This window comes from Mycobacterium sp. pUA109 (assembly GCF_041287095.1).
GTDB lineage: Bacteria > Actinomycetota > Actinomycetes > Mycobacteriales > Mycobacteriaceae > Mycobacterium.
The window spans coordinates 260,595-282,612 of record NZ_JBGGKS010000001.1; the positions used below are offsets into that span (position 1 = coordinate 260,595).

Genomic DNA, 22,018 nt, shown 5'->3' on the forward strand with positions numbered 1-22,018 from the left:
CTGCCTACGGCGCGGAACTCGCCTCGTGTAGGGTCTGGCCCGAGCATCTTCCACAATGCAGGCATCGCCCCCCGGCTGCGGACTAACCCCGCCAGTCGGGGGCTTTGTCGTTGGTTGTGGATAACACTACCCCTGGGGTCTGACATCAAGTCACAACACAAGGTCTTGTGTGTTGACGTGTCGCGGGAACATTCCGGACAGCACCGCCCCCGCAACGAGAGTGCCCCCGGCCATAGGGCCGGGGGCATCTCCATGTCAACGGTCAGTGCGCGTGGCCGTGGTGGCCGTGGGCGTCCTCGTCCTCCTCGACCGGCTTCTCCACCACCGCGGTCTCGGTGGTGAGCACCATGCGGGCCACCGAGGCGGCGTTGAGCACCGCCGACCGGGTCACTTTCACCGGGTCGATCACGCCGTCGGCGGCCAGGTCGCCGTAGTTCAGCGTGGCCGCGTTCAGACCGTGCCCGGTCGGCAGCTCGGCGACCTTGCTGGTCGCCACCGCGCCGTCCAGGCCGGCGTTGGTGGCGATCCAGTACAGCGGTGCGCCCAGCGCCGCGGAGAACACCTCCACACCCAGCGCCTCGTCACCGGTCAGCGACGACGCCAGCTGGGTCAGCGCCTTGCGGGCCTGCAGCAGCGCGGTGCCACCGCCGGCCACGATGCCCTCCTCCACCGCGGCCTTGGCGGCGTGCACGGCGTCCTCGACCCGGTGCTTACGCTCCTTGAGCGCGGTTTCGGTGGCGGCACCGACCTTGATGACGGCGACCCCGCCGGCCAGCTTGGCCAGCCGCTCTTCGAGCTTTTCCCGGTCCCAGTCGGAGTCGGTGGTCTCGATCTCGGAGCGCAGCTGCTTGGCGCGGGCCGCGATCGCCTCGTCCGTGCCGCCGCCGTCGACGATGACGGTGTCGTCCTTGGACACCACCACCCGGCGGGCCGAGCCCAGCACGTCCAGCCCGGCCTCCCGCAGCACCAGCCCGACGTCGGGGTTGACCACCTGGCCGCCGGTGACGATGGCCAGATCCTCCAGGAACGCCTTGCGCCGGTCGCCGAAGAACGGCGCCTTGACCGCGACGGCCTTGAGTGTCTTGCGGATCGCGTTGACGACCAGGGTCGACAGCGCCTCACCCTCGACGTCCTCGGCGATGATCAGCAGCGGTTTGCCGGCCTCGGCCACCTTCTCCAGCAGCGGCAGCAGGTCGGGCAGCGAGCTGATCTTGTCGCGGTGCAGCAGGATCAGGACATCCTCGAGGACGGCTTCCTGCGAGTCGAAGTCGGTGACGAAGTACGCCGACAGGAAGCCCTTGTCGAAGCCGACCCCGTCGGTGATCTCCAGCTCGGTGCTCAACGTGGACGACTCCTCCACGCTGACCACACCGTCGCCGCCGACCTTGGTCATCGCCTCGCCGACCAGCTCGCCGACCTGCTCGTCGCGCGACGACACCGTCGCCACCTGCGCGATGGACTCCTTACCGGACACCGGGATGGCCGAGGCCAGCAGCGCCTCGGAGACCGCGTCGGCGGCCTTGGCGATACCGGCGCCCAACGCGATCGGGTTGGCGCCGGCCGCCACGTTGCGCAGCCCGCCCTTGATCAGGGCCTGGGCCAGCACCGTCGCGGTGGTGGTGCCATCACCGGCGATGTCGTTGGTCTTGGTGGCCACCGACTTCACCAGCTGGGCACCCAGGTTCTCGAACGGGTCCTCCAGCTCGATCTCGCGGGCGACCGACACCCCGTCGATGGTCACCGTCGGCCCACCGAACGCCTTGGCCAGCACCACGGTGCGGCCGCGTGGGCCCAGCGTTACCCGGACCGCGTCGGCGAGCTTGTTGACCCCGGCTTCCATCGCGCGCCGCGCGGTTTCGTTGAACTCAATCTGCTTACTCATCAGTCTTTCCTGACTCCGCCCGGCGACGACGCAGGTCGCTTACCGACCTGTCCGGGAGCCGGGCAATGGGCGTAACGCATGCCGCCCCGGACATCACCCGTGGTCACGGGGATCTCCGGGGCGGCACACGGTGGTTCGATGGAGGCTTACTTGGAGACGACGGCCAGCACGTCGCGGGCGGACAGGATCAGGTACTCCTCGCCGTTGTACTTGATCTCGGTGCCGCCGTACTTGCTGTAGATGACGACGTCACCCTCGGACACGTCCAGCGGGATCCGCTTGTCGCCGTCCTCGTCCCAGCGGCCGGGGCCGACGGCGACGACGGTGCCTTCCTGCGGCTTCTCCTTGGCGGTGTCGGGAATGACCAGACCGGACGCGGTCGTGGTCTCGGCCTCGTTGGCCTGTACGAGGATCTTGTCCTCGAGTGGCTTGATGTTCACGCTCGCCACGATTGGAGCCCTCCACTATTGGGTGTGGGCTCGGGGCTGCTCCCCGAACCCTTCGGAATTACCAGGTGTTCGGCATTCGTCCGTCCCCTCGCGCCGTCGTCGCGGGTGCCGACACAGGGGTTGGCCGACTGCCACCTAGCACTCTATACACGCGAGTGCTAGCACTCAAGGTCGGGCTGGTGCTTCCCTGGCCGGGCCACGCGCGTGTTTTCCAAAAATTCGCCGCCGACTAATACTGAGTCCATGCTCACCTTCATCCGCACCGCGCGCCGCGCCGTCGCCGTGGCCGCGCTGCTCGTCGCGGCCGGCGTCGGCCTGGCCGCGACCTCGCAGGCCGACCCGGACGGCCAGATGTACGGCGACCCGGAGGCCGCCGCCGCCTACTGGCGCTACCAGCACCAGGAAGACTGCGGCCTGATGGCCGTCGCCGACGTGGTCGGCCAACTCACCGGCCATGAACCCAGCCAGGTCGGGATCGAGCTGCGCGGCGTGTTCACCCCGAGCGAAGCCCACCACGGCAGCATCTATGAGTTCGACGGCACCGCGCCCGAAGACCTGGTGGTGCTGCTGCAGCACTACGGCATCCAATCCGATCTGACCACCGGCAACACCATGGAGGGACTGGAGCAGGACCTGGCCGGCGGCCACAAGGTGATCGCCGGGCTCAACGCCGAAACCATCTGGAACTACCCGCCGGGCCAGGGGCAGCGGACCCAGGCCGACCACGCCGTCGTCGTCACCGGGGTCGACACCGGCGCCGACATCGTCCACCTCAACGACAGCGGCACCCCCAACGGGCGTGACGAGCAAATCCCGATGGCCACCTTCACCCAAGCCTGGGCAACCGGCGACAACCTGCTCATCGTCACGCAGCAAACCGGCACCTGACGACGGCGCGCGGCCGGATTCGGCGGGCCGCGGTTACCCCCGACCGGTACGCTCACGGGCATGCTCAGGGCAAAACCCCGACGACCGGCCAGCCTGATCGCCGCCGCCCTGGTCGCGGCCGTGGCGGGGTGCAGTAGCACGGTGCCGGGTTCGCCGGTCACCGCGACGAACGCGCCCGGCAGCACCGACGGTGTCGATGTTGCGCAGCTGGATCCGGGCAACTACCCGACCAAACCGCAAGCGCCGCTGGGCAACGCCGGTGACGACCGCAAAGGCGCCTGGATTGAGGCGCGCCGGATGGCCAACAACGTTGTCGGCCCCTGGGAAGTGGACCCCGCGCTGATCTCCGCCGAACAAGCGATCGGGGTGGTCGGGGTGGTCAAGGACGGCAACGCGTTGAGCGTCATCCTCGGCGACGGCGAACCGATCGGGGCGGCCGCCACCGCGCACAACTTCGTCGTGGGTTTCAGCAGTAGCCGCAACGCATACACCGGACCGGCGAAGGCCGAGAACCAACAAAAGTCGTTGACCAATCTGGTGTTGCGTTTCCCCAGCGCGGAGGACGCCGCCGCGGCCGCCACCGAGATGACCGCCGCCAGCGCCACCGTCCAGGGGTTCGCCACCACCGAGCCCAAACCGACCCGACCGATGCCGATCCCCCGCAACGCGGCGACGTCCGCGGTGACGTTTGACGCGCTCGCCGGGGCCGACGTGCTGGCCTACACCGCGCACGGCACGTATGTGCTGTGCCAACAGGCGTATTCGAAGGACGGCCCGGACGCCGCGGCCGAGCTGATCGCCACCACGCTGGACAAGCAGGGCCCGCTGATCGACCAGTTCCAACCCACCCCGGTCGACCAGCTGGCGAACCTGCCGATCGACCCGGACGGGCTGCTGATCCGCACCGTGCCGCCGGAGGCGCAGGAGATGACCGTCAACAACGGCGTGTACCAACCGCACGCGGAGTTGCATTTCCACGCCGATCCGCCGCGTTCGCACACCCTGTTCGATGCCACGCACCTGCAGCTGGCCACCCAGGGCAAGGCCAGCGTCTATCAGACCCCGGATGTCGCCTCGGCGCAAAAGATCGTCGACGGGTTCGCCGCCGAAGCCGCCGAAGAAGGCCTGGGCGGTGGCGGGAAATACGTTCCGGCCGCCGGTATCAAGGGGATGCCCGGCGCGAAATGCTTGATGAACGAAGACCGCACGTCGGGTCGCACGTTCTTCTACTGCCTGGCCGTTGCCGACCGGTACGCCATCGAGGCGTCGGCGGTCCAGCAGCTGGCCGCCCACCAGCTGGTCTCGGCCCAGTATCTGATGCTGACCAGCAAGTGACTCAGCGGCTGTCGAACTGGCGCGGGTCGAACATCAGGTGCGCCGAGACGTCCCCGACCATCTCGACGTCGACCCGGCGTTCGGTGAAGTACCAGCCTTGTTCGTCGCGGCTGAAGGTATCGAAATAGCGGCCCACGACAATGGGCTGCAGCGGCACCGACTCGGTGGCCTGCACCACGCAGAACGTGGAACGCGCGGTGGCGGCCCGCTCGGATGCGATCTCGACGATCGGGTTGAGCACCAAATGACGGGTGCGCGGGGTGTTGCCCCGATCCGGGTAGCGGCGGGTGGTGGCCGCGAACAGGTCAGCGATCGCGTCGGCGCCCGACGTCTGCGCTGACCGGGTGCCCGCGAAGCTGGCCCGGCCCAGCAACTTCCCCACCCCGTCGAAGTCGCCGGCGTCGATCAGTTCGGCGTAGCGGTACAACAGCTCGGTGATGGCCAGCCGGTCGGCCACCCGCGTCGCCGAAGTCACGCCACCTGTCCTTGCACCACCGGCAGGCCCGGATCGGTGGCGGCCTCCAGCGCCGACGGCGGCGCGCCGGCGGCCAGCAGGTGCGCGGCGAACGAGGCGATCATCGCGCCGTTGTCGGTGCACAGCCGGGGCGCCGGGATCCGCAACGTCAAACCGGCTGCCGCGCAGCGCTGTTCGGCCAGCTCCCGCAAACGGGAGTTGGCGGCCACCCCGCCGGCAATCAGCAGCGTCGAGACCCCCAGATCGGTGGCCGCCCGCACCGCTTTCATGGTCAGCACATCGGCGACGGCCTCCTGGAAACCGGCCGCCACATCCGCCGTGGAGAAGTCGGGGTGGCTTTCCACATACCGGGCGACGGCGGTCTTCAGGCCCGAGAAGCTGAAGGCGTGCCGCGCGTCGCGGGGGCCGGTCATCCCGCGCGGGAACACGATGGCGTCGCGGTCACCGGTGCGGGCCAGCTCGTCGAGCACCCGCCCGCCCGGATAACCCAGGCCCAGCAGCCGGGCCACCTTGTCGTAGGCCTCGCCGGCCGCGTCGTCCACGGTGCTGCCCAGCTCGAAAATCGGTTCGCCCAGGGACCGCACATGCAGCAGATGGGTGTGCCCGCCGGACACCAGCAGGCCCACGCTTTCGGGCAGCGGCCCGTGCTGGTAGACGTCGGCGGCCAGGTGCCCGCCCAGGTGGTTGACCGCGTAAAACGGCACCCCCCACGCGGCCGCGTACGCCTTGGCCGCGGCCACCCCCACCAGCAGGGCGCCCGCCAGCCCGGGCCCGATTGTCGCGGCGACGACGTCGGGGCGGTCCAGCTGCGCGACGGCCAACGCGCGCCGCATGGTCGGTCCCAGCGCCTCCAGGTGTGCGCGGGACGCGATCTCGGGAACCACCCCGCCGAACCGGGCGTGTTCGTCGACGCTGGAGGCCACCTCGTCGGCCAACAGGGTCACGGTGCCGTCCGCGTCGAGTCGGGCGATACCGACACCGGTTTCGTCGCAGGAACTTTCGATCGCCAAGACTACGGTCATGTTACCTCCCGCCGCATGGTGTAGGCGTCGGCGCCGCTGACCCGGTAGTAGCGTTTGCGCAGCCCCACTTGTTCGAAACCCGCGGCGCGGTACAACGCGATGGCCGCCTGGTTGTCGGTGCGGACCTCCAGGTGCACGACGCCGCCGTCGGCGAAATCCAGCAGGTCGGCCAGCAGCCGCCGTCCGATGCCGCGGCCCTGCCAGGCGGGATCCACGCCGATGGTGTGGATCTCGTATTCGTAGGGCGGGATGAGGCCCAGCCGCGCGATTCCGGCGTAGCCGACGAGTTTGCCGTCGGCCCGCGCCGCCACGTAATGGTTGTGCTTACCGGTAACTTCGTGGAGGAAGGCCCCCACCGGCCAGGGATCGTCGCCCTTGAACAGCAGCGACTCCAGCTCCGCGCACCGGTGCGCGTCGGCGCGGGCCAGTGGGTCGAGGGTGACGGCCGCGGCCGGCGCTTTGGCGTCCGGCCGGCGCAGATACAGCGGCACCAGGGGTTCGGGCGCGGCATCCCAGTCACCCACCGCCGCAACCAATCCCGCGGCGTTCGGGCAGGTGAGGTCGAGCACCGGCAGGCCGAACAGGCCCGTGTGCGGCGGCGACCCGGCCACCGCCCCCGCCGCGCCGGGGTCGACGTCGGCCGGGGCGTTGACCGCCGGGCCCGCGGTGCGGATCCCGTCGCGGTAACGCGCCCAATACACTTCGCGCCGCCGCGCGTCGGTGACCACCAGCACCTCACCGCCGGTCTGCACCCCGATCGCGTCCAGGCTGCACACCCCGTGCACCGGGATGCCCAGCGCGTGCCCGTAGGCGGCGGCGGTGGCCATCCCCACCCGCAGGCCGGTGAACGGTCCGGGACCGCAACCCACCACCACGGCATCGAGATCGGCCATACCCAACCCGGCGTCGGCGAGCGCGGCCAGCACGTTGGGGGTCAGCCGTTCGGCGTGCGCCCGGGCGTCCACGGTCACCCGTTCGGCGAGCACCGTCGGCCCGTCGCCGCGGCGCACAATGCCGGCGGTCACCGCCGGGGTGGCGGTGTCGATGGCCAGGATCACCTGCGTCATGGCCGACTCCACTGCCACACCGCGGTCCGTACCTCGGAGTTGCTGGCGCGCTCCAACCGGATGTCGAGGTGACGCTCGGAGAGCCGCTCGGCCAGCCCCTCCCCCCATTCCACGACGACCACCGCGTCGTCGAGGTCGGTGTCGAGATCCAGCGAGTCCAACTCGGCCAGCAGGTCGGCGCCGGGGTGATCCAGCAGCCGGTACATGTCGACGTGGATCATCGCCGGCGCCCCGGCTTGGCGCGGCCGATGCACCCGCGCCAGCACGAACGTCGGTGACGTCACCGGCCCGTCGACGTCCAGCGCGGCGGCGATTCCCTTGGCCAGCACCGTTTTCCCCGCGCCGAGCGGACCGGTCAGCACCACCACGTCGCCGGCGCGCAACCGCTCACCCAGCCGGGCGCCGAGCGCCATGGTGTCCTCGACCGTGCTCAGGGTCGCTGCGTCTTCAGGCACGGTGTCGGGTCCGATCCCGCAGCCGCCGGGTCAACGCCGCCAACCGGGTGGGGGTGGCCCGCTCCACCAGGCGGACCAATCCGTCGTTGATGGCGTCGGGTTCTTCCAGCTGCACCAGATGCCCGGCGCCGCCGACGACGACGAGTTCGCAGTCCCACAGCGCGGCGGCCATCGCCCGCGAGTACCCGTCCGGGGTGAGCAGATCGTGGTCCCCGCTGGCGATCAGCGTGGGGATCCGCGACAGGATCGGCAACGCCGCGCTTTCGTCGTGCACCTCCAGCGCGTGCAGGAAACCCACCAGGGTGGCGATCGGGGTGTCGTGCATCATCTTCTCGGAGAACGCCACCACAGACGGGCTGATCTTCTCGTTACCGTAGGACGCGGCCCGCAGGATCGGGCCGATCACTGCGCGCGCCGCGCCGCGGCCGCGGTGCACCAGCTTCGGCGCGTACCGGGCGGAGAACTGGACGGCCTCCAGCGCCGGATTCCGCAGGATCTCCCCCAGCGGTGACCGCGACACCCCTTTGGCCGCCGACGCAATCAACGCCGCACCAACGATGCGGCTGCCGTAATGCTGCGGGAACTGCCGGGCATGGGACAGCACCGTCATGCCCCCCATCGAATGCCCGACCAGCACAACCGGACCGCGCGGCGCCGTCGCGGCCAGCACCGCCTCCAGGTCCTCGCCGAGTTGCGGCACCGTGTAGGTGTCGGGGGCCGCCTCGCCGGATTGGCCGTGGCCGCGCTGATCGTAGAAGACCATCCGCACCTGCGGCCCCCACTCCTGGGTCAGCCGCATCCGCTGAAAATGGAAGGCCCCCATCCGAAGACAGAAACCGTGGGCGAACACCACGGTCAACGGCGCATCCGGCGGCCCCACCTCCCGCACCGCCAACGCCACCCCGTCGGTGGTGGTGACCACCGTGCTGCGGTCGCCGTTCAACACCTCGAAGTCTTCGTCGAGGTACGGGTCGTCAAGCGTGGTGCGCCGGGTCATCGAGCGGGCGACGGTGACGCCGGCGACGCTGCCCACCGCGGTCAGGCCGGCCGCCCCGGCCAGCCACCGGCTGCGCCACCGTCCGGTGCGGGCGAGGTCGCGGTCAGCCACGGTAGGTCCTGGTCACCCGACCCCGCGGACTGGTCACCACTTCGTAGTGGATGCTGCCGAGCACGTCGGCCCAATCCTGGGCGGTCGGTTCGCCCTGGGTGCCGGGCCCGAACAGGATTGCCTCGTCCCCTTCGCCGACGTCGACGGGACTCGGTCCCAGGTCGACGACGAACTGATCCATGCACACCCGGCCCACGCTGCGTCGCCGCCGACCGTTGATCAGCACCTCGAAACGTCCACTGAGCGGGCGGAACACGCCGTCGGCGTAGCCGATCGGCAGCAGCGCGACCGTGGTGTCCCGCTCGGCGACCCAATCGTGACCGTAGGACACGCCGTCCCCGGCCCGTATCGACTTGATCAGCGCCACCGGGCATTTCAACGTCATCGCGGGAATCAGGCCGAGCTGACCTCGCTCCGGGATGGGGCTGAGCCCGTACACGGCGATGCCGGGCCGAACCAGGTCGTAGCACAGATCCGGGCGGGTCAGGGTGGCCGCCGAATTCGACAGGTGGGCAACCTGGTAGCGCAGGCCGCGGGCCCGCGACTGGGTCAGCAGCTCGGAAAACCGTTGCGCCTGCAGGTCGATGAAGGGGTGCTCGGGGCGGTCGGCGTGCACCATATGCGACATCAGCCCATGGACCCGGACCATGCCCTCGGCCTGGGCGCGCAGCAGCGCGTCCGCCAGGGCCGGGTAGAGCGCGGCGTCGATCCCGTTGCGGTTGAGTCCGGTGTCGACCTTGACGGTCACCGCGGCGGTGATGCCGGTGCGGCGCACCGCGTCGAGCAGTTCGGACAGTTGCCGCAGCGAGGACACCGCGATGCCCACGTCGGCGGTCAACGCGGGCGCGAAGTCGGTGCCCGGTCGGTGCAGCCACGCCAGCACCGGGGCGCCGATGCCGCCCGCCCGTAACTCCAGCGCCTCGCCGATGGTGGCGACCCCGAGCTCGGCCGCCCCGGCGGCCAGCGCGGCCCGCGCCACCGGCACCGCGCCGTGACCGTAGCCGTCGGCCTTGACGACGGCCATGACCTGCGCGGATCCGGCGTGCTCACGCAGCACCGCGACGTTGTGCGCGATGGCGCCCAAGTCCACCACGGCCTCGGCGATCAAGCCGGACGTCTGGGATGTCGCAGTCATATCACCGGCAATTGTCCCAGAACCGCTGCCGGGCCCCGTCGGCTGCGCCCAACGTGCGTGTATGGCGGAAAAAGCCGCGAAATCTCGCCGTGAGCGCACGTTCGGTGACGGCGCGGCGGCCTCAGTGCGCGAAGTGCTGCTCGGCGTAGTGGCGGCCCGGCTGGAGCTTGTCCAGGCTGGCCACCACCTTGGCCACGTCGTCGTGCAGCGCGCGGGCCAGGTCCGCCGACAGGCCCTCCCGCACCACGATGCGCAGCACCGAGACGTCCGTGGCGTTGTCCGGCATCGTGTAGGCCGGCACCTGCCAGCCGTAGCTGCGCAACTCGTGCGAGACACCGAACTCGGTGTAGCCGGGGTTTCCGGCCAGCCGGGCGGCCACCACCGGGATCGCCGAACCGTCGGAGATCAGCTCGAAGTGTTGGCTCTCGGCCAGTTGGTGGCCCAGCCAACGCGCGGTCTCCGACAGCGACTGCATCACCTGGGTGTAGCCGTCGCGGCCCAGCCGCAGGAAGTTGTAGTACTGGCCGACGACCTGATTGCCGGGCCGGGAGAAATTCAGCGTGAACGTGGGCATGTCACCGCCCAGGTAGTTGACCCGAAACACCAGGTCCTCGGGCAGGTGTTCGGGGCCACGCCACACCACGAACCCGATGCCGGGATAGGTCAGCCCGTATTTGTGGCCGCTGGCGTTGATCGACACCACCCGCGGCACCCGGAAGTCCCATTTGAGGTTCGGGTGCAAAAACGGCACCACGAACCCGCCGCTGGCCGCGTCCACGTGCACCGGCACGTCCACCCCGCCGTCGGCGGCCAGCTTGTCCAGCGCCGCGCAGATCTCGGCGACCGGCTCCAGTTCGCCGGTGTAGGTGGTGCCCAGGATCGCCACCACCCCGATGGTGTTCTCGTCGACGGCGTCGAGCACCTGCTCGGGGGTGATGACGTAACGGCCCTCCTCCATCGGCAGGTAGCGCGGTTCGACGTCGAAGTAGCGGCAGAACTTCTCCCACACCACCTGCACGTTGGAACCCATCACCAGGTTGGGGGTGCGGTCTTTCCAGTCGGCGCCGACCTGCTGGCGCCACCGCCATTTCAGCGCCAACCCGCCCAGCATCACCGCCTCGCTCGACCCGATCGTGGACACCCCGGTGGCGCTGGACGGGTCGTCGTCGCGCAGGCCGGGCGCGTGGAACAGGTCGGCGACCATACACACGCAGCGCTGTTCGATGGCCGCGGTCGCCGGGTATTCGTCCTTGTCGATCATGTTCTTGTCGAAGGTCTCGGCCATCAGCTTCTCGGCCTCGGGATCCATCCAGGTCGTCACGAAGGTGGCCAGGTTCAGCCGCGAGCTGCCGTCGAGCATCAGCTCGTCGTGGATGAACCGGTAGGCCGCCTCGGGATCCATCGACTCGGCGGGCAGGCGCAGCGCTGGCACCGGTGCGGTGAACATCCGGCCGGTGTAGGCCGGGCCGATCGAGCGGGCGGGGACGGACGGGTGCGACGACGACACAACAGAACCTTTCCTAGAGACGAGCGAGGGCGGTGCGGATGTGGGCGAGGATGCGCGACGCCGATGTCGGGGCATCGTGGGGGCCGGGGTCGGCGGCGGACAGGGCCGCCGCGCGGGCGTGCACGAACGCGGCGACGGCGGCGGCCTCGGCGGCCGGCAGCCCGGAGGCCAGCAGCGCGCCGATCATCCCGGACAGCACATCGCCGGAGCCGGCGGTGGCCGCCCACGACGCCCCGGCCGGGTTGAGGTAGACCGGCCGGCCGGGCTCGGCGATGACGGTGACGTTGCCTTTCAGGAGCACAGTGCAGCCCAATTGATCGGCCAGCGTCCGGGCGGCGCCGACCCGGTCGGCACCGGGCGGGTGCCCGGCCAGCCGGGCGAACTCCCCGGCGTGCGGGGTCAGCACGGTGGGCGCGGTGCGGCTGGTGACCAGGTCGGGGTGGGCGGCGAGGATGGTCAGCGCGTCGGCGTCGACGATCACCGGCAGCTCGGACTCCAGCGCGAACCAGAGCGCGGTCGCACCGGCCTCATCGGTGCCCAGCCCGGGACCGACCACCCAGGCCTGCACCCGCCCGGCCGCCGCGGCGCTGGGCGCGGCCACCACTTCGGGCCAGTGCGCCACCACCGCGGCGGCGGCGCTGCCGGCGTAGCGCACCATCCCGGAGGTGGCGGCCACCGCGGCGCCGGTGCACAGGATGGCCGCGCCGGGGTAGGTCGACGAGCCGGCCAGGATGCCGGTGACACCCTGGGTGTATTTGTCGTCGGTGCGGTGCGGCACCGGCCAGCGGGCCTTGACATCGACGGTGTCCATGCCGTGCAGGTCGGTGTCGGGCAGGTCCAGGCCGATATCGACCAGTTCGACGCGCCCGCACTCGCCCAGGGCGTGCACGGGCTTGAGGCCGCCGAAGGTCACCGTCAGCGCGGCGTGCACGGCGGGGCCGTCGACGGCGCCGGTGTGGGTGTCGGCGCCGCTGGGGATGTCGACCGCCACCACCGGGATGCCCTTAGCCTCGACGGCGGCGAACACCTCGGCGGCGTTCGGGCGCAGCGCCCCCTTGCCGGAGATCCCGACCACCCCGTCGATCACCAAATCCGTTCCGGCCGGCACGTTTTGCACCACTTGGCCGCCGGCTTTGCGAAACGCCGCCAGGCCCTTGGCGTGGGCGCGCTCCGGGTTGAGCAGGATCGCGGCGGCGGCAGCGCCGCGGCGGCGCAGGAAGGTCGCCGCCCACAGCGCGTCCCCGCCGTTGTCGCCGGAGCCGACGACCGCGCAGACGCTCCGGCCAGCCACGCCGCCGGTGCGGGCCTTGAGTTCGCCGGCGATCGCGGTGGCCAGCCCGAAGGCGGCCCGGCGCATCAGCGCCCCGTCGGGCAGGCTGGCCAATAGCGGCGCTTCGGCCGCGCGGATGGCATCAACGGTGTAGTAGTGCCGCATCACAGCCAGGATTCCATGCCGGGACCGGATCCGCTCGCACCCGCGGACCTCAAGGCGTCATCCCCGGTGAGGCCACCGGGATGCCGCGCGATCGGGCCAGATTCGCCATGGGTCTGTCGTAGGTGATCAACGCGACGAGTTCCTCACCGAGCGTCTCGGCCGTCGCGACGTGAATCGCATCGAGCGTTTTCAAGGTGCCCGGTAGGTTCGCTGCCCTGTCGCGGATGTCGGCTGTGACCTCGAATTCGTTGTAGTCCCGACGCAGTTGGCTCATGAGGTTCGGGAAGGTGCCCGTCCGGTCGCAGGTCCGCGCTGTTTCGATGAGCCCGATCGTGCTGGTAGCCATCTCAATGCCCGGGCGATCACGTAGGTATCCACGCAATGCCGCGAAGTTCGCGCGTTTCAGGACGTTGGTAACGATCGCCGAAGCGTCCAAGTAGATCACGGCTTCGTATCGTCCGTCGTCCTGCCCTTAAGCTCCAGCTCTTCCCTGAGCTCGCGCTCCCACTCCCGTTCGCCGTAGCGGTCTTCGAAGAGCAGCTGGAGCGGATCTGGCGCACCTTCCGGAAGATCGATCTGTGTGAAGGTATCGAGATCGGAGGTGGTTTTGCCCGACCGGCGGAGCACCCCGGAAGCCTCCAGTTCTTCGACCCGGCTCCGCTTCTTCTGGTGGGCGGGGACCAGCCGGGCGATCACGTTGCCGTGGCGGGTGATCTCGATGGTCTCGCCCTGCTCCGCGCGGGCGAACATCGCGCTGGGGTTATAGGAGAACTCGCGAACAGACACCGTCGTCATGGGGCCTACCGATACCGGTTGTACCTACGTGTACCTACGACAGCGTACCCCGCATCTCGAGCTATGCGGTCTGGCCTACGTGACCGCCACCCGCGCCTAATCGGCGCCCGCGGACCAGCGGGTAGCAGCCCAGGCCACAGAAGATCGCCGAGAAGTGGCCGATCGCGGTGAAGTTCCGGTCGATCACCAGCGGGACAGCGAACACCACGACCAGCGCCGCGAGGTACCCCCAGCGCCAGGGCCGCGCGATGCGGTAGGTCAGCACCGCCATGACGCCGACCATGAAGTAGCTGACCCCGATGTCGCGGGCATGCACCAACCGCTGCGGCTCCAAATGGCGCTGGATCGCCAGATACAGCAGCCCCTCGCTGAGGTAGGTGGCGCCGATGTGCGCGGTCAAACCCACCGCGAGCCAACGGAGTTGGCCGAGCCAACGCTCGGCCGGGGCGAGGAACAGGGTGAACAGCACCAGGTACGGGGTCCAGTACCGGCCGTCGATCCACAGCAGGCTGGCGAACAGCACTTCCAGCGGATCGGTCGCCAAGTGATGGATGTTGGTGGACTGGTGGACGAGCAGCACGTGCAACTGCCGCCGGGTGAGTTCGTGCTGAATGATCGTGGTGATCAGCAACACGGTCAACCAGATGTAGGTCAGCGGTGCGCTGCGGACGAATCGCCACGCCGCGGCCAGCCATCCGCCGATGCGTGCCCCCACGTTCGTCACGACGTTCAGCGGTGCGAGCTACTCGACGGTGACGGACTTCGCCAGGTTGCGGGGCTTGTCGACGTCGTAGCCGCGGGCCCGGGCCACCGACGCGGCGAACACCTGCAGCGGAATCGTCGACAGCAGCGGCTGGAAAAGCGTTGACACCGCCGGGATTTCGATCAGATGATCGGCGTAGGGCCGGACCGTGTCGTCGCCCTCTTCGGCGATCACGATGGTGATCGCGCCGCGGGTCTGGATCTCGCGGATGTTGGACAGCAGCTTGGCGTGCAGCGTGGCCGCGCTCTTGGGTGACGGCATCACCACGATGACCGGCAGATCGTCTTCGATCAGCGCGATCGGGCCGTGCTTGAGCTCGCCGGCGGCGAACCCCTCGGCGTGCATGTAGGCCAGCTCCTTGAGTTTGAGCGCCCCTTCTAGCGCCACCGGGTAGCCGACGTGGCGGCCCAAGAACAGCACGGCCGACGACCGTGCGAACCGCTCGGCCAGCGCGGCGACGGGTTCGACACCGGCCAGCACCCGGGCCACCTGCTCGGGCATGGCCTCCAGCTCCCGGTATTCGCGCTCGACCTCATCGGGGTATTTGGTGCCGCGGGCCTGCGCCAACGCCAGACCGACCAGGTAGTTCGCCGCGATCTGGGCCAGGAACGTCTTCGTCGACGCCACCCCGATCTCGGGCCCGGCCCGGGTGTAGAGCACCGCGTCGCATTCCCGCGGGATCTGGCTGCCGTTGGTGTTGCAGATGGCCAGCACCTTGGCCTTCTGTTCCTTGGCGTGCCGCACCGCCTCTAAGGTGTCGGCGGTCTCCCCGGATTGGCTGATTGCCACCACCAGGGTGCTGCGGTCCAGCACCGGGTCGCGGTAGCGGAATTCGCTGGCCAGCTCCACCTCGACGGGCAGCCGGGTCCAGTGCTCAATCGCGTACTTGGCCAGCAGCCCGGAGTGATACGCGGTGCCGCACGCGACCACGAACACCTTGTCGATCTCGCGCAGCTCCTGATCCGACAGCCGCTGCTCGTCGAGCACGATGCGCCCGTCGACGAAATGGCCCAGCAGGGTGTCGGCCACCGCGGTCGGCTGCTCGGCGATCTCCTTGAGCATGAAGTACTCGTAGCCGCCCTTCTCGGCGGCGCTCAGATCCCAGTCGATGTGAAAGTGGCGGCTCTTGCCGTCCGGGTTGCCGTGAAAGTCGGTGATTTGGTAGCTGTCGGCGGTGAGCACCACCGCCTGGTCCTGGCCCAGCTCGACGGCCTCGCGGGTGTAGGAGATGAACGCGGCCACGTCGGAGCCGACGAACATCTCGCCCTGCCCGATGCCGAGCACCAGCGGGGTGGAGCGGCGGGCGGCAACGATGGTGCCCGGCTCGTCGGCGTTGGTGAACACCAGGGTGAAGTGCCCCTCCAGCCGCCGCAGCACGGCCAGCACCGAACCGACGAAGTCGCCGGCGGTCGCCCCGTGCCGATATGCCTGCGCCACCAGGTGCACCGCCACCTCGGTGTCGGTGTCGCTGGCGAACTCCACCCCGGCGGCCTCCAGTTCGCGGCGCAGCACCGCGAAGTTCTCGATGATGCCGTTGTGGACGACGGCGATCTTGCCGGCGGCGTCACGATGCGGATGGGCGTTGCGGTCGGTGGGCCGGCCGTGGGTGGCCCACCGGGTGTGGCCCAGCCCGGTGGTGCCGGTCAGCGACGCCGGATCCATCTCGGCGACCGCGGCCTCCAGGTTGGCCAACCGACCGGCGCGCCGGCGTACCGTCAGCTCGCCGTTCCCGTCGGCCAGCGCCAGGCCCGCCGAGTCATAGCCCCGGTATTCCATCCGGCGCAGCCCGCCGAGCACAACGTCGCAGGCAGACCGGTGCCCGACGTAGCCGACGATTCCACACATAGCCCACAAGGGTAGTGCAGGCGGCGCCTCCCGCCCGCCCCCGCCGGGCCCACGATGGCCTAAAACAGCCATCCCCTTGGTCCCTGCACACGGGGCCCAAGGGGATGGCGTTCGCACGCCCCGATCTGTTGCGGGGCGTCACGCGGGTGGCAAAAGCTCAGGGGCGCCAGCCTGGGTCGAAGCCGCCCTCACCGTGCCAGTGGCCTTGGTCGCGGGCTTCGCCGTCGTAGAAGTGGTCGTCGTGGCAGCGGCCCTGGTCCCAGTTGTTGCCCCAGCGCGGGTCCCACCGCTCGCCGGGGCACCAGTGGTAGTCGGGGAAAGGCGCCGGGTGCGCTTGCGCGACGCTGGCCGCTCCCAGACCGGCAAGCCCTAGACCTGCGCTGATGACGAGTGTCGCCGCGGCGACGTGCTTAATGTTCTTCACGTCGCTGTTCCTACCACGCGGACACGGTCGGGGATAGATCCCTGCCACGTCCGCCCTCCTCGGGTTTGCTGTCAAAAACCTTGTCGTTGACTGGTAAGTGAATATTGGCCGGGCGGGCTTCCAGCTCCCACCCGGTCATCGCGCCTCCGACGTTGGAAGTGTCGTGGTGATTGCAAGCCTGGTGCATCGCCACAGTGCGCTACGGTCAAGCGGTGGCCAGCACCAAGAAGCTTTTCGCCGCATTGACCCGGCGCGGCCCGCACCGCGTTTTGCGTGGTGACCTGGCGTTTGCCGGTCTGCCGGGGGTGGTGTACACCCCGGAATCGGGGTTGAATCTGCCCGGTATCGCCTTCGGTCATGACTGGCTGACCGGTGTCGGCCACTACGCGCGGCTGTTGGAGCACCTGGCGTCGTGGGGCATCGTGGCCGCCGCCCCCGACACCGAGCGGGGACTGGCGCCGTCGGTGCTGAACCTGGCCTTCGATTTGGGCACCACGCTGGACATTGCCACCGGGGTGCGGCTGGGTCCCGGCAAGATCAGCGTGCACCCCACCAAGTTGGGGGTGGCCGGCCACGGCTTCGGCGGGTCGGCCGCGGTGTTCGCCGCCGCCGGCCTGCCGGTCAAGCCGAAGGCGGTGGTCGCGGTCTTTCCGACCGCCACCAAACCGCCGGCTGAGGAACCGGCGGCCACGCTGCGCGTCGCGGGCCTGGTGTTGGCCGCGCCCGGCGATCCCACCACGTTGCGCTCGAACGCCCTGGAGCTAGCCCAAGCCTGGGACGGCGCGGTGGTGCGCACGGTGAGCAAGGCCAAGACCGCGGGGCTGGCGGAAGGACGCCGGCTGACCCAAGCGTTCGGGCTGGGCGGCTCGGACCGCAAGACGCAGAAGGCGGTGCGGGCGCTGCTGACCGGGTACCTGCTCTACACGCTTGCCGGCGAGAAGACCTACCGGGAGTTCGCCGATCCCGACGCGCCGCTGCCCCGGACCGAGCCGGTCGACGTCGCGGCGCCGCCGATCGGCCTGGAGGACAAGATCGCCGCCCTGTTGAAGTAACGGACTCGGGCCGATGTACCTGGTCTCGAGGTATTCGCCGATACCCTTGAGACACCTTGCCGGCCGATGCCGGACAGCATCACACCGGTGGTCTAACCCGCAGCCCATCGATGCCAAACACTTGATTGCGCATCAGAACAGCGGAAGGCTACTCAACCTATGAGCACGCCGGAAAATGGCGTCCGCACGGCGTTGACGAATACGCGTGTGTTCGACGGGCGTGGGCTGTCGCAACCGTCCACGGTGGTCATCGACGGCACGGTGATCGGCACCGACCCGACCGGGGCCCGGGTCGTCGATGCACACGGCGCGGTGCTGCTGCCCGGATTGATCGACGCCCACATCCACTTACACGGGCGCGACACCCTGGAAACGTTGTGTTCCTGGGGAATCACCACCGCCCTGGACATGGCCACCTGGCCGGCTGAGTTGGTGGCGGCGCTGCGCCACATCAACGGGCTGACCGACATCCGCAGCCCCGGCACACCGGTAATCGGTCCGGGCGGTCCGCACGCGCACTTTCCCGGGATGCCGCCCGAGGCCGTCGTGCACGGCGAAAACGATGCGCGACGTTTCGTCGCCGCCCGGGTCGCCGAGGGCGCCGACTACATCAAGATCGTCCTGGAAGCACCCGGCGACGGCGGCCCAGACCCGGCGACCGCCCACGCCGTGGTGACGGCCGCCCACGAGCACGCGAAAAAGGTGGTCGCGCACGCATCGTCGAACGGCGCCTACGCCCTGGCGCTGGATATACGCGCCGACGTCATCACCCACGTACCCCTCGCGGACCCGTTGCCGGAAGCCGCGGTCGCTCGGATGGCCGCCGAGCGGCGGGTCGCGGTGCCCACGCTGGCGATGATGGAAGCGCTGGCGAACCTGCGGGGAACCGCCGACGCGTTTGATGCGGCCTCGGGCAGCGTCGCCAGGCTGTACCAGGCCGACGTGCCGGTGCTCGCCGGCACCGATGCGGCCAGCATCCCCGGTCTTCCCCCGCTCGTGGCGCACGGCGAGAGCCTGCACCATGAACTCGAACTGCTGGTCGCGGCGGGCATTCCCGCGCTGGACGCGCTGCGGGCGGCCACCATCCTGCCCACCCGCCATTTCGGCCTCACCGACCGCGGCGCCATCGAACCGGGGTTGCGTGCCGATCTGATCCTGATCGACGGCGACCCCCTGGCCGACATCCGCGCCACCCGCAATCTGCAGCGGATCTGGTGCGCGGGTATCGAAACCGCCGTCACTCCAGACGCGTTGAACGGCGGCAGCACGTGACCGCGGCACGCGAGCTCCTCGTCGACGTCCATGCGCACTTCGTCACCGACAGTTACGTGCGGGCGGCGCAGCAGGCCGGGCATCACCACCCCGACGGTATGCCCGGCTGGCCCACCTGGGACGTCGGCAGCCACCTCGCGCTGATGGACGCGGGCGGCATCGGCACCGCGATGCTGTCGGTGTCCTCGCCCGGCACCCATTTCGGTGACGACGCGGCCGCCCGTGCCCTGTCCCGCGAGGTCAACGAATTCGGCGCCGAGCTGGTGCGCTCATATCCAAACCGTTTCGGGCAGTTCGCCAGCCTGCCGTTGCCCGACGTCGAAGGCTCGCTCGCCGAAATCAGCTACGCCCTCGACGTTCTCGGCAGCCACGGCGTCGCCGTCGAAACCAACGCCCACGGCCACTACCTCGGCGATAACCGATTCGAGCCGCTGTGGGCGGAGCTCAACCGCCGCCGGGCCGTGGTGTTCGTGCATCCCACGTCGCCGCCGTGCTGCGACGCCGTGTCGTTGGGCAGGCCGCGTCCCATGCTCGAGTTCATCTTCGACTCCACCCGCGCCGTCAGCGACCTGGTGTTCGGCAGCGTCTTGAACCGCCACCCCGACATTCAGTGGATCTTCACCCACGGCGGCGGCGCGCTGCCACTGCTCGCCGACCGGATGGAACTGTTCCGCACCGCGTTTTCGGGCGCCGGCACCGAGGTTCCCACCGTGCCGGATCAGCTGCGCCGCCTATGGTTCGACATCGCCGGCTCCCCGTTCCCCAACCAGGTGCCGGCGTTAATCGCCGCCTTCGGCAGCCAGCGCCTGCTCTACGGCAGCGACTACTGCTGGACCCCGGCGACCGGTGCCGCCGCACAAGTCGCATCCATCGACGCCGCCCAACAACCCCCCGGCGACACCTGGCGCGCCCTAACCACCCGCAACGCCCACCGGCTGTTCCCCCACCTCCCGCGCGAGCAGCACTGATCGAGTCGGCGCCACTTCGCGGGCGAGCACCGGCTGGCCACCGTCGCACTGACCGGCCGCATCGGGCGGCGGCGCAAAAACCAAAACGACGTTCGCCGCGGCGCCAACACTGTCATAGTCGAACCAACCCAACCCCAGACGAGGCTCCCCGAATATGCCATTGCGCTGGCCGACAGGAGGGTGACAACATGAGCAGCCACACCTACCGCGTGATCGAGATCGTCGGAACTTCCCCCGACGGCGTGGACGCCGCTATCCGCAACGGCTTGTCCCGTGCCGCGCAGACAACACGCAACCTTGACTGGTTCGAGGTCGAGTCCGTCCGCGGCAACCTGAACAACGGGGCCATCGCCCACTACCAGGTCTCGATGAAGGTCGGCTTCCGCATCGACGACACCAACGGCTAACCCCGACGATTCGCACAGCCGCCGACATCAACACGTCGGCTAGCTCCGCAGCACCAGTTCAGTGCTGTGCGTGTTTGCTCGAAATGTGTCTCACCAGCCCTTCAGTTGGCGGTGAGTTGGGCGCGTAGGCCGGCCATGTCGGCCACCGCCCAGTGCTCGACGTATTGCCCGTTTCGGAGTCGGATGATGTCGATGACGCTCCATTCGACGGTGCGTCCGGTGGCGGGGACGCCGAGAAATTCACCCCGATGGGTACCGCGGTAGGACTTACGGGTGACGACCTTGTCTCCTTCGGTGATTTGGTCGTGGATGGTGACTTCGAGGTCGGGGAAGGCCGGCCGCAGCACCTGGGTGAAGAAGTATGCGGCGCTGTCCCGATCGTCAGACCCACCCGGGTGCGGTGTGCGGTTCACGAAGTCGGGGGCAACTGTCTGTTGAAACACCTCCGTGTCGCCGCCTTCCATGAACTTCTTGTTGAAGTTGGCGACGATCGCCTTATTGGTTTCCTGCTGTGTGGTCATGTGACTCGGGCTCCTTTCTTGTTATGCGGGATCTCCGGGGTCTGCCTGCAATCCTCCTGCTTGGATGCCGCGCACGGCGCATTCCTCGTCAGCGTCTGGTAAGTGCCCGCTAACCCCGACGGCACCGACAATGCCGCCGTGCTTGTCGCGAATGAGCACTCCGCCGGGCACCGGCACCAGTTCGCCGTTGGCCAGCGCGACCAGCGCGTTGATGAACTGCGGATGGGAGGCAGCACGGGCAGCAAGCGCCCGGCTGCCTACGCCCATGTTCAGCGCGCCACGGGCTTTGCCACGAGCGATCTCTTCGCGCAGCAGGCTAGAGCCGTCCTGGCGACCGAAGGCCACCAAGTGCCCCCCGGCGTCAAGCACCGCCACAGTCATCGGCGGGAAGTCGCGGCTCCGCGCGTGAGCCAGCGCGGTGTCGACGATCGTGCGAGCCTCGTCGTAGCTGATCATCGGCGGCCTCCCTCATGTCTTTTGTCTCTGAAGCACAAGCCTATGCAGGTGGGTAGGAAAGAGAGCCTCAATGCGATCCAGGCGTCGCGGGCCAGCCCGGGCATAAGCGTGAACAGCGCGGTGGCGACGGCCTCAGTGTCGGCATCGAGAGCAAGATCCCGGTGTCGCACCAGCGCAGGGGCAGACACGTCTTTGGACCCGGCCACGAAGCCCGGCCCGTCACCGCGGTACCACGTCAGATGGACGGTCGAGTCGGGCCAGTAGGCGGCGGCCATCTGGTCCCACCAACCGCGGTCGTGGCCTTGACGCTCACGCAGCACTAACCGCGTGATAACCGAGATATCTTCGCTGCTCGATGCGCTCAGCGCTTTGTCAGACATGTGTGCTGGTAACCTCCAGAGCGTCAGGCGGGCACGTCGACATCAGCAGTCAAAATCCGTTGCGTGCCGACCGGGAACAGGGTGCGGCCGCCGAGTGCGTAGGCGTGGCAGTCGTCGAATTCAATGACCTGCTCGGTTTTTCCGCCTTCGCGTACCCGCACGCAGGTTCCCTGGGCGGGGTCGGCATACCAGATCGCCCCTTCGACGTCGATGCAGATGCCGTCGGGGTTCCGTCGCCCAGGTCGGCCCACACCCGTCGGTTGACCAGGCCGCCGTCGGCGGTGCGCTGGAACGCGGTGTTGTCAAGTCCGCAAAGACGAGGTGGTGCGATGCGGACCAGTGAGGATGACACTCCACTCGAACAAAAACTTGCCGCT

25 protein-coding genes and 1 pseudogene are annotated in these 22,018 nt (G+C 69.2%); 6 read left to right on the forward strand and 20 right to left on the reverse strand.

Going from position 1 to position 22,018, the window contains the following annotated elements; genetic code table 11:
- Positions 1 to 262: 262 nt before the first annotated feature.
- Both groL and groES read right to left on the reverse strand, forming a co-directional pair.
- Positions 263 to 1,882 carry a chaperonin GroEL gene (gene groL / locus ACAG26_RS01295; RefSeq protein WP_370478391.1) on the reverse strand — a complete coding sequence of 540 codons (1,620 nt, stop codon included), beginning with the start codon at positions 1,880 to 1,882 and terminating at the stop codon, positions 263 to 265.
- A 146-nt stretch (positions 1,883 to 2,028) separates the two neighbouring features.
- Positions 2,029 to 2,331: a co-chaperone GroES gene (groES, locus tag ACAG26_RS01300; RefSeq protein ID WP_370478395.1), complete on the reverse strand. Its 303-nt coding sequence runs from the start codon at positions 2,329 to 2,331 to the stop codon at positions 2,029 to 2,031.
- Positions 2,332 to 2,574: 243 nt separating this feature from the next.
- Here groES and ACAG26_RS01305 point away from each other — a divergent pair, with 243 nt between their 5' ends.
- Positions 2,575 to 3,219 (forward strand): C39 family peptidase, encoded by a 645-nt coding sequence (locus ACAG26_RS01305; protein ID WP_370478397.1) that lies wholly within the window; start codon positions 2,575 to 2,577, stop codon positions 3,217 to 3,219.
- Between the two features lie 60 nt (positions 3,220 to 3,279).
- On the forward strand, positions 3,280 to 4,554 hold the full coding sequence (locus ACAG26_RS01310) for a hypothetical protein (RefSeq protein WP_370478399.1): 1,275 nt from the start codon (positions 3,280 to 3,282) through the stop codon (positions 4,552 to 4,554).
- A 1-nt stretch (position 4,555) separates the two neighbouring features.
- Here the strand turns inward: ACAG26_RS01310 and ACAG26_RS01315 are convergent, their stop codons facing one another.
- From ACAG26_RS01315 to ACAG26_RS01380, 14 genes and pseudogenes are all read right to left on the reverse strand, one after another.
- Positions 4,556 to 5,029: a nuclear transport factor 2 family protein gene (locus tag ACAG26_RS01315; RefSeq protein ID WP_370478401.1), complete on the reverse strand. Its 474-nt coding sequence runs from the start codon at positions 5,027 to 5,029 to the stop codon at positions 4,556 to 4,558.
- Positions 5,026 to 6,051, reverse strand: coding sequence for a tRNA (adenosine(37)-N6)-threonylcarbamoyltransferase complex transferase subunit TsaD (tsaD, locus tag ACAG26_RS01320; RefSeq protein ID WP_370478403.1), 1,026 nt, complete (start codon positions 6,049 to 6,051; stop codon positions 5,026 to 5,028). Before tsaD ends, ACAG26_RS01315 begins: the two co-directional genes overlap by 4 nt.
- Positions 6,048 to 6,407: a ribosomal protein S18-alanine N-acetyltransferase gene (gene rimI / locus ACAG26_RS01325; protein ID WP_370478814.1), complete on the reverse strand. Its 360-nt coding sequence runs from the start codon at positions 6,405 to 6,407 to the stop codon at positions 6,048 to 6,050. The genes tsaD and rimI overlap by 4 nt, the downstream gene beginning before the upstream one ends.
- Positions 6,408 to 6,488: 81 nt before the next feature.
- Positions 6,489 to 7,118, reverse strand: a pseudogene (tsaB, locus tag ACAG26_RS01330) (tRNA (adenosine(37)-N6)-threonylcarbamoyltransferase complex dimerization subunit type 1 TsaB); the annotation flags it as partial.
- On the reverse strand, positions 7,115 to 7,531 hold the full coding sequence (gene tsaE / locus ACAG26_RS01335) for a tRNA (adenosine(37)-N6)-threonylcarbamoyltransferase complex ATPase subunit type 1 TsaE (protein WP_370478816.1): 417 nt from the start codon (positions 7,529 to 7,531) through the stop codon (positions 7,115 to 7,117). The pseudogene tsaB and the gene tsaE, both read right to left, overlap by 4 nt.
- A 34-nt stretch (positions 7,532 to 7,565) precedes the next feature.
- Positions 7,566 to 8,681 (reverse strand): alpha/beta fold hydrolase, encoded by a 1,116-nt coding sequence (locus ACAG26_RS01340; RefSeq protein WP_370478405.1) that lies wholly within the window; start codon positions 8,679 to 8,681, stop codon positions 7,566 to 7,568.
- On the reverse strand, positions 8,674 to 9,816 hold the full coding sequence (alr, locus tag ACAG26_RS01345; RefSeq protein ID WP_370478407.1) for an alanine racemase: 1,143 nt from the start codon (positions 9,814 to 9,816) through the stop codon (positions 8,674 to 8,676). Before alr ends, ACAG26_RS01340 begins: the two co-directional genes overlap by 8 nt.
- 121 nt (positions 9,817 to 9,937) lie before the next feature.
- Positions 9,938 to 11,323 (reverse strand): glutamate decarboxylase, encoded by a 1,386-nt coding sequence (locus ACAG26_RS01350; RefSeq protein ID WP_370478410.1) that lies wholly within the window; start codon positions 11,321 to 11,323, stop codon positions 9,938 to 9,940.
- A gap of 13 nt (positions 11,324 to 11,336) precedes the next feature.
- Positions 11,337 to 12,758: an NAD(P)H-hydrate dehydratase gene (locus ACAG26_RS01355; protein WP_370478412.1), complete on the reverse strand. Its 1,422-nt coding sequence runs from the start codon at positions 12,756 to 12,758 to the stop codon at positions 11,337 to 11,339.
- Between the two features lie 49 nt (positions 12,759 to 12,807).
- Positions 12,808 to 13,203, reverse strand: coding sequence for a type II toxin-antitoxin system VapC family toxin (locus ACAG26_RS01360; protein ID WP_370478414.1), 396 nt, complete (start codon positions 13,201 to 13,203; stop codon positions 12,808 to 12,810).
- Complete coding sequence (locus tag ACAG26_RS01365) at positions 13,200 to 13,553, reverse strand: type II toxin-antitoxin system Phd/YefM family antitoxin (RefSeq protein WP_370478416.1); 354 nt, start codon at positions 13,551 to 13,553, stop codon at positions 13,200 to 13,202. Before ACAG26_RS01365 ends, ACAG26_RS01360 begins: the two co-directional genes overlap by 4 nt.
- A gap of 61 nt (positions 13,554 to 13,614) precedes the next feature.
- The gene (locus ACAG26_RS01370) at positions 13,615 to 14,256 is read right to left on the reverse strand and encodes a rhomboid-like protein (RefSeq protein WP_370478819.1); all 642 of its coding nucleotides are present in this window, start codon (positions 14,254 to 14,256) and stop codon (positions 13,615 to 13,617) included.
- 39 nt (positions 14,257 to 14,295) lie between these two features.
- The gene (gene glmS, locus ACAG26_RS01375; protein WP_370478418.1) at positions 14,296 to 16,161 is read right to left on the reverse strand and encodes a glutamine--fructose-6-phosphate transaminase (isomerizing); all 1,866 of its coding nucleotides are present in this window, start codon (positions 16,159 to 16,161) and stop codon (positions 14,296 to 14,298) included.
- A gap of 157 nt (positions 16,162 to 16,318) precedes the next feature.
- Positions 16,319 to 16,585 (reverse strand): hypothetical protein, encoded by a 267-nt coding sequence (locus tag ACAG26_RS01380; protein ID WP_370478420.1) that lies wholly within the window; start codon positions 16,583 to 16,585, stop codon positions 16,319 to 16,321.
- A 212-nt stretch (positions 16,586 to 16,797) separates the two neighbouring features.
- On the opposite strand from ACAG26_RS01380, the gene ACAG26_RS01385 reads away from it, so the two are divergent.
- From ACAG26_RS01385 to ACAG26_RS01400, 4 genes are all read left to right on the forward strand, one after another.
- The gene (locus ACAG26_RS01385) at positions 16,798 to 17,637 is read left to right on the forward strand and encodes a dienelactone hydrolase family protein (RefSeq protein ID WP_370478423.1); all 840 of its coding nucleotides are present in this window, start codon (positions 16,798 to 16,800) and stop codon (positions 17,635 to 17,637) included.
- Positions 17,638 to 17,796: 159 nt separating this feature from the next.
- Positions 17,797 to 18,909, forward strand: coding sequence for an amidohydrolase family protein (locus ACAG26_RS01390; protein WP_370478426.1), 1,113 nt, complete (start codon positions 17,797 to 17,799; stop codon positions 18,907 to 18,909).
- Positions 18,906 to 19,877, forward strand: a complete 972-nt coding sequence (locus ACAG26_RS01395; RefSeq protein ID WP_370478428.1) for an amidohydrolase family protein — start codon at positions 18,906 to 18,908, stop codon at positions 19,875 to 19,877. Before ACAG26_RS01390 ends, ACAG26_RS01395 begins: the two co-directional genes overlap by 4 nt.
- Before the next feature lie 188 nt (positions 19,878 to 20,065).
- A complete protein-coding gene (locus ACAG26_RS01400) occupies positions 20,066 to 20,284 on the forward strand; it encodes a dodecin (protein ID WP_370478431.1) in 219 nt (72 codons plus the stop codon).
- Between the two features lie 101 nt (positions 20,285 to 20,385).
- Here ACAG26_RS01400 and ACAG26_RS01405 read toward each other — a convergent pair whose 3' ends face one another.
- From ACAG26_RS01405 to ACAG26_RS01420, 4 genes are read right to left on the reverse strand one after another with little or no spacing between them, the layout of a single operon-like run.
- Positions 20,386 to 20,805, reverse strand: a complete 420-nt coding sequence (locus tag ACAG26_RS01405; RefSeq protein WP_370478433.1) for an ester cyclase — start codon at positions 20,803 to 20,805, stop codon at positions 20,386 to 20,388.
- A 21-nt stretch (positions 20,806 to 20,826) separates the two neighbouring features.
- A complete protein-coding gene (locus tag ACAG26_RS01410) occupies positions 20,827 to 21,261 on the reverse strand; it encodes a heme-binding protein (protein ID WP_370478436.1) in 435 nt (144 codons plus the stop codon).
- On the reverse strand, positions 21,258 to 21,641 hold the full coding sequence (locus tag ACAG26_RS01415) for a hypothetical protein (protein WP_370478438.1): 384 nt from the start codon (positions 21,639 to 21,641) through the stop codon (positions 21,258 to 21,260). The genes ACAG26_RS01410 and ACAG26_RS01415 overlap by 4 nt, the downstream gene beginning before the upstream one ends.
- A gap of 23 nt (positions 21,642 to 21,664) precedes the next feature.
- Positions 21,665 to 21,892: a hypothetical protein gene (locus tag ACAG26_RS01420; RefSeq protein ID WP_370478441.1), complete on the reverse strand. Its 228-nt coding sequence runs from the start codon at positions 21,890 to 21,892 to the stop codon at positions 21,665 to 21,667.
- Positions 21,893 to 22,018: the final 126 nt, after the last annotated feature.

What these genes read in the sequence shown, in the direction of transcription:
- groL (WP_370478391.1), bottom strand. Translation starts at nt 1,882, where the DNA reads ATGAGTAAGCAGATTGAGTTCAACGAAACCGCGCGGCGCGCGATGGAA.
- ACAG26_RS01305 (WP_370478397.1), top strand. Translation starts at nt 2,575, where the DNA reads ATGCTCACCTTCATCCGCACCGCGCGCCGCGCCGTCGCCGTGGCCGCG.
- ACAG26_RS01310 (WP_370478399.1), top strand. Translation starts at nt 3,280, where the DNA reads ATGCTCAGGGCAAAACCCCGACGACCGGCCAGCCTGATCGCCGCCGCC.
- tsaD (WP_370478403.1), bottom strand. Translation starts at nt 6,051, where the DNA reads ATGACCGTAGTCTTGGCGATCGAAAGTTCCTGCGACGAAACCGGTGTC.
- tsaE (WP_370478816.1), bottom strand. Translation starts at nt 7,531, where the DNA reads ATGGCGCTCGGCGCCCGGCTGGGTGAGCGGTTGCGCGCCGGCGACGTG.
- alr (WP_370478407.1), bottom strand. Translation starts at nt 9,816, where the DNA reads ATGACTGCGACATCCCAGACGTCCGGCTTGATCGCCGAGGCCGTGGTG.
- ACAG26_RS01355 (WP_370478412.1), bottom strand. Translation starts at nt 12,758, where the DNA reads ATGCGGCACTACTACACCGTTGATGCCATCCGCGCGGCCGAAGCGCCG.
- ACAG26_RS01365 (WP_370478416.1), bottom strand. Translation starts at nt 13,553, where the DNA reads ATGACGACGGTGTCTGTTCGCGAGTTCTCCTATAACCCCAGCGCGATG.
- glmS (WP_370478418.1), bottom strand. Translation starts at nt 16,161, where the DNA reads ATGTGTGGAATCGTCGGCTACGTCGGGCACCGGTCTGCCTGCGACGTT.
- ACAG26_RS01390 (WP_370478426.1), top strand. Translation starts at nt 17,797, where the DNA reads ATGAGCACGCCGGAAAATGGCGTCCGCACGGCGTTGACGAATACGCGT.
- ACAG26_RS01400 (WP_370478431.1), top strand. Translation starts at nt 20,066, where the DNA reads ATGAGCAGCCACACCTACCGCGTGATCGAGATCGTCGGAACTTCCCCC.
- ACAG26_RS01405 (WP_370478433.1), bottom strand. Translation starts at nt 20,805, where the DNA reads ATGACCACACAGCAGGAAACCAATAAGGCGATCGTCGCCAACTTCAAC.
- ACAG26_RS01410 (WP_370478436.1), bottom strand. Translation starts at nt 21,261, where the DNA reads ATGATCAGCTACGACGAGGCTCGCACGATCGTCGACACCGCGCTGGCT.
- ACAG26_RS01415 (WP_370478438.1), bottom strand. Translation starts at nt 21,641, where the DNA reads ATGTCTGACAAAGCGCTGAGCGCATCGAGCAGCGAAGATATCTCGGTT.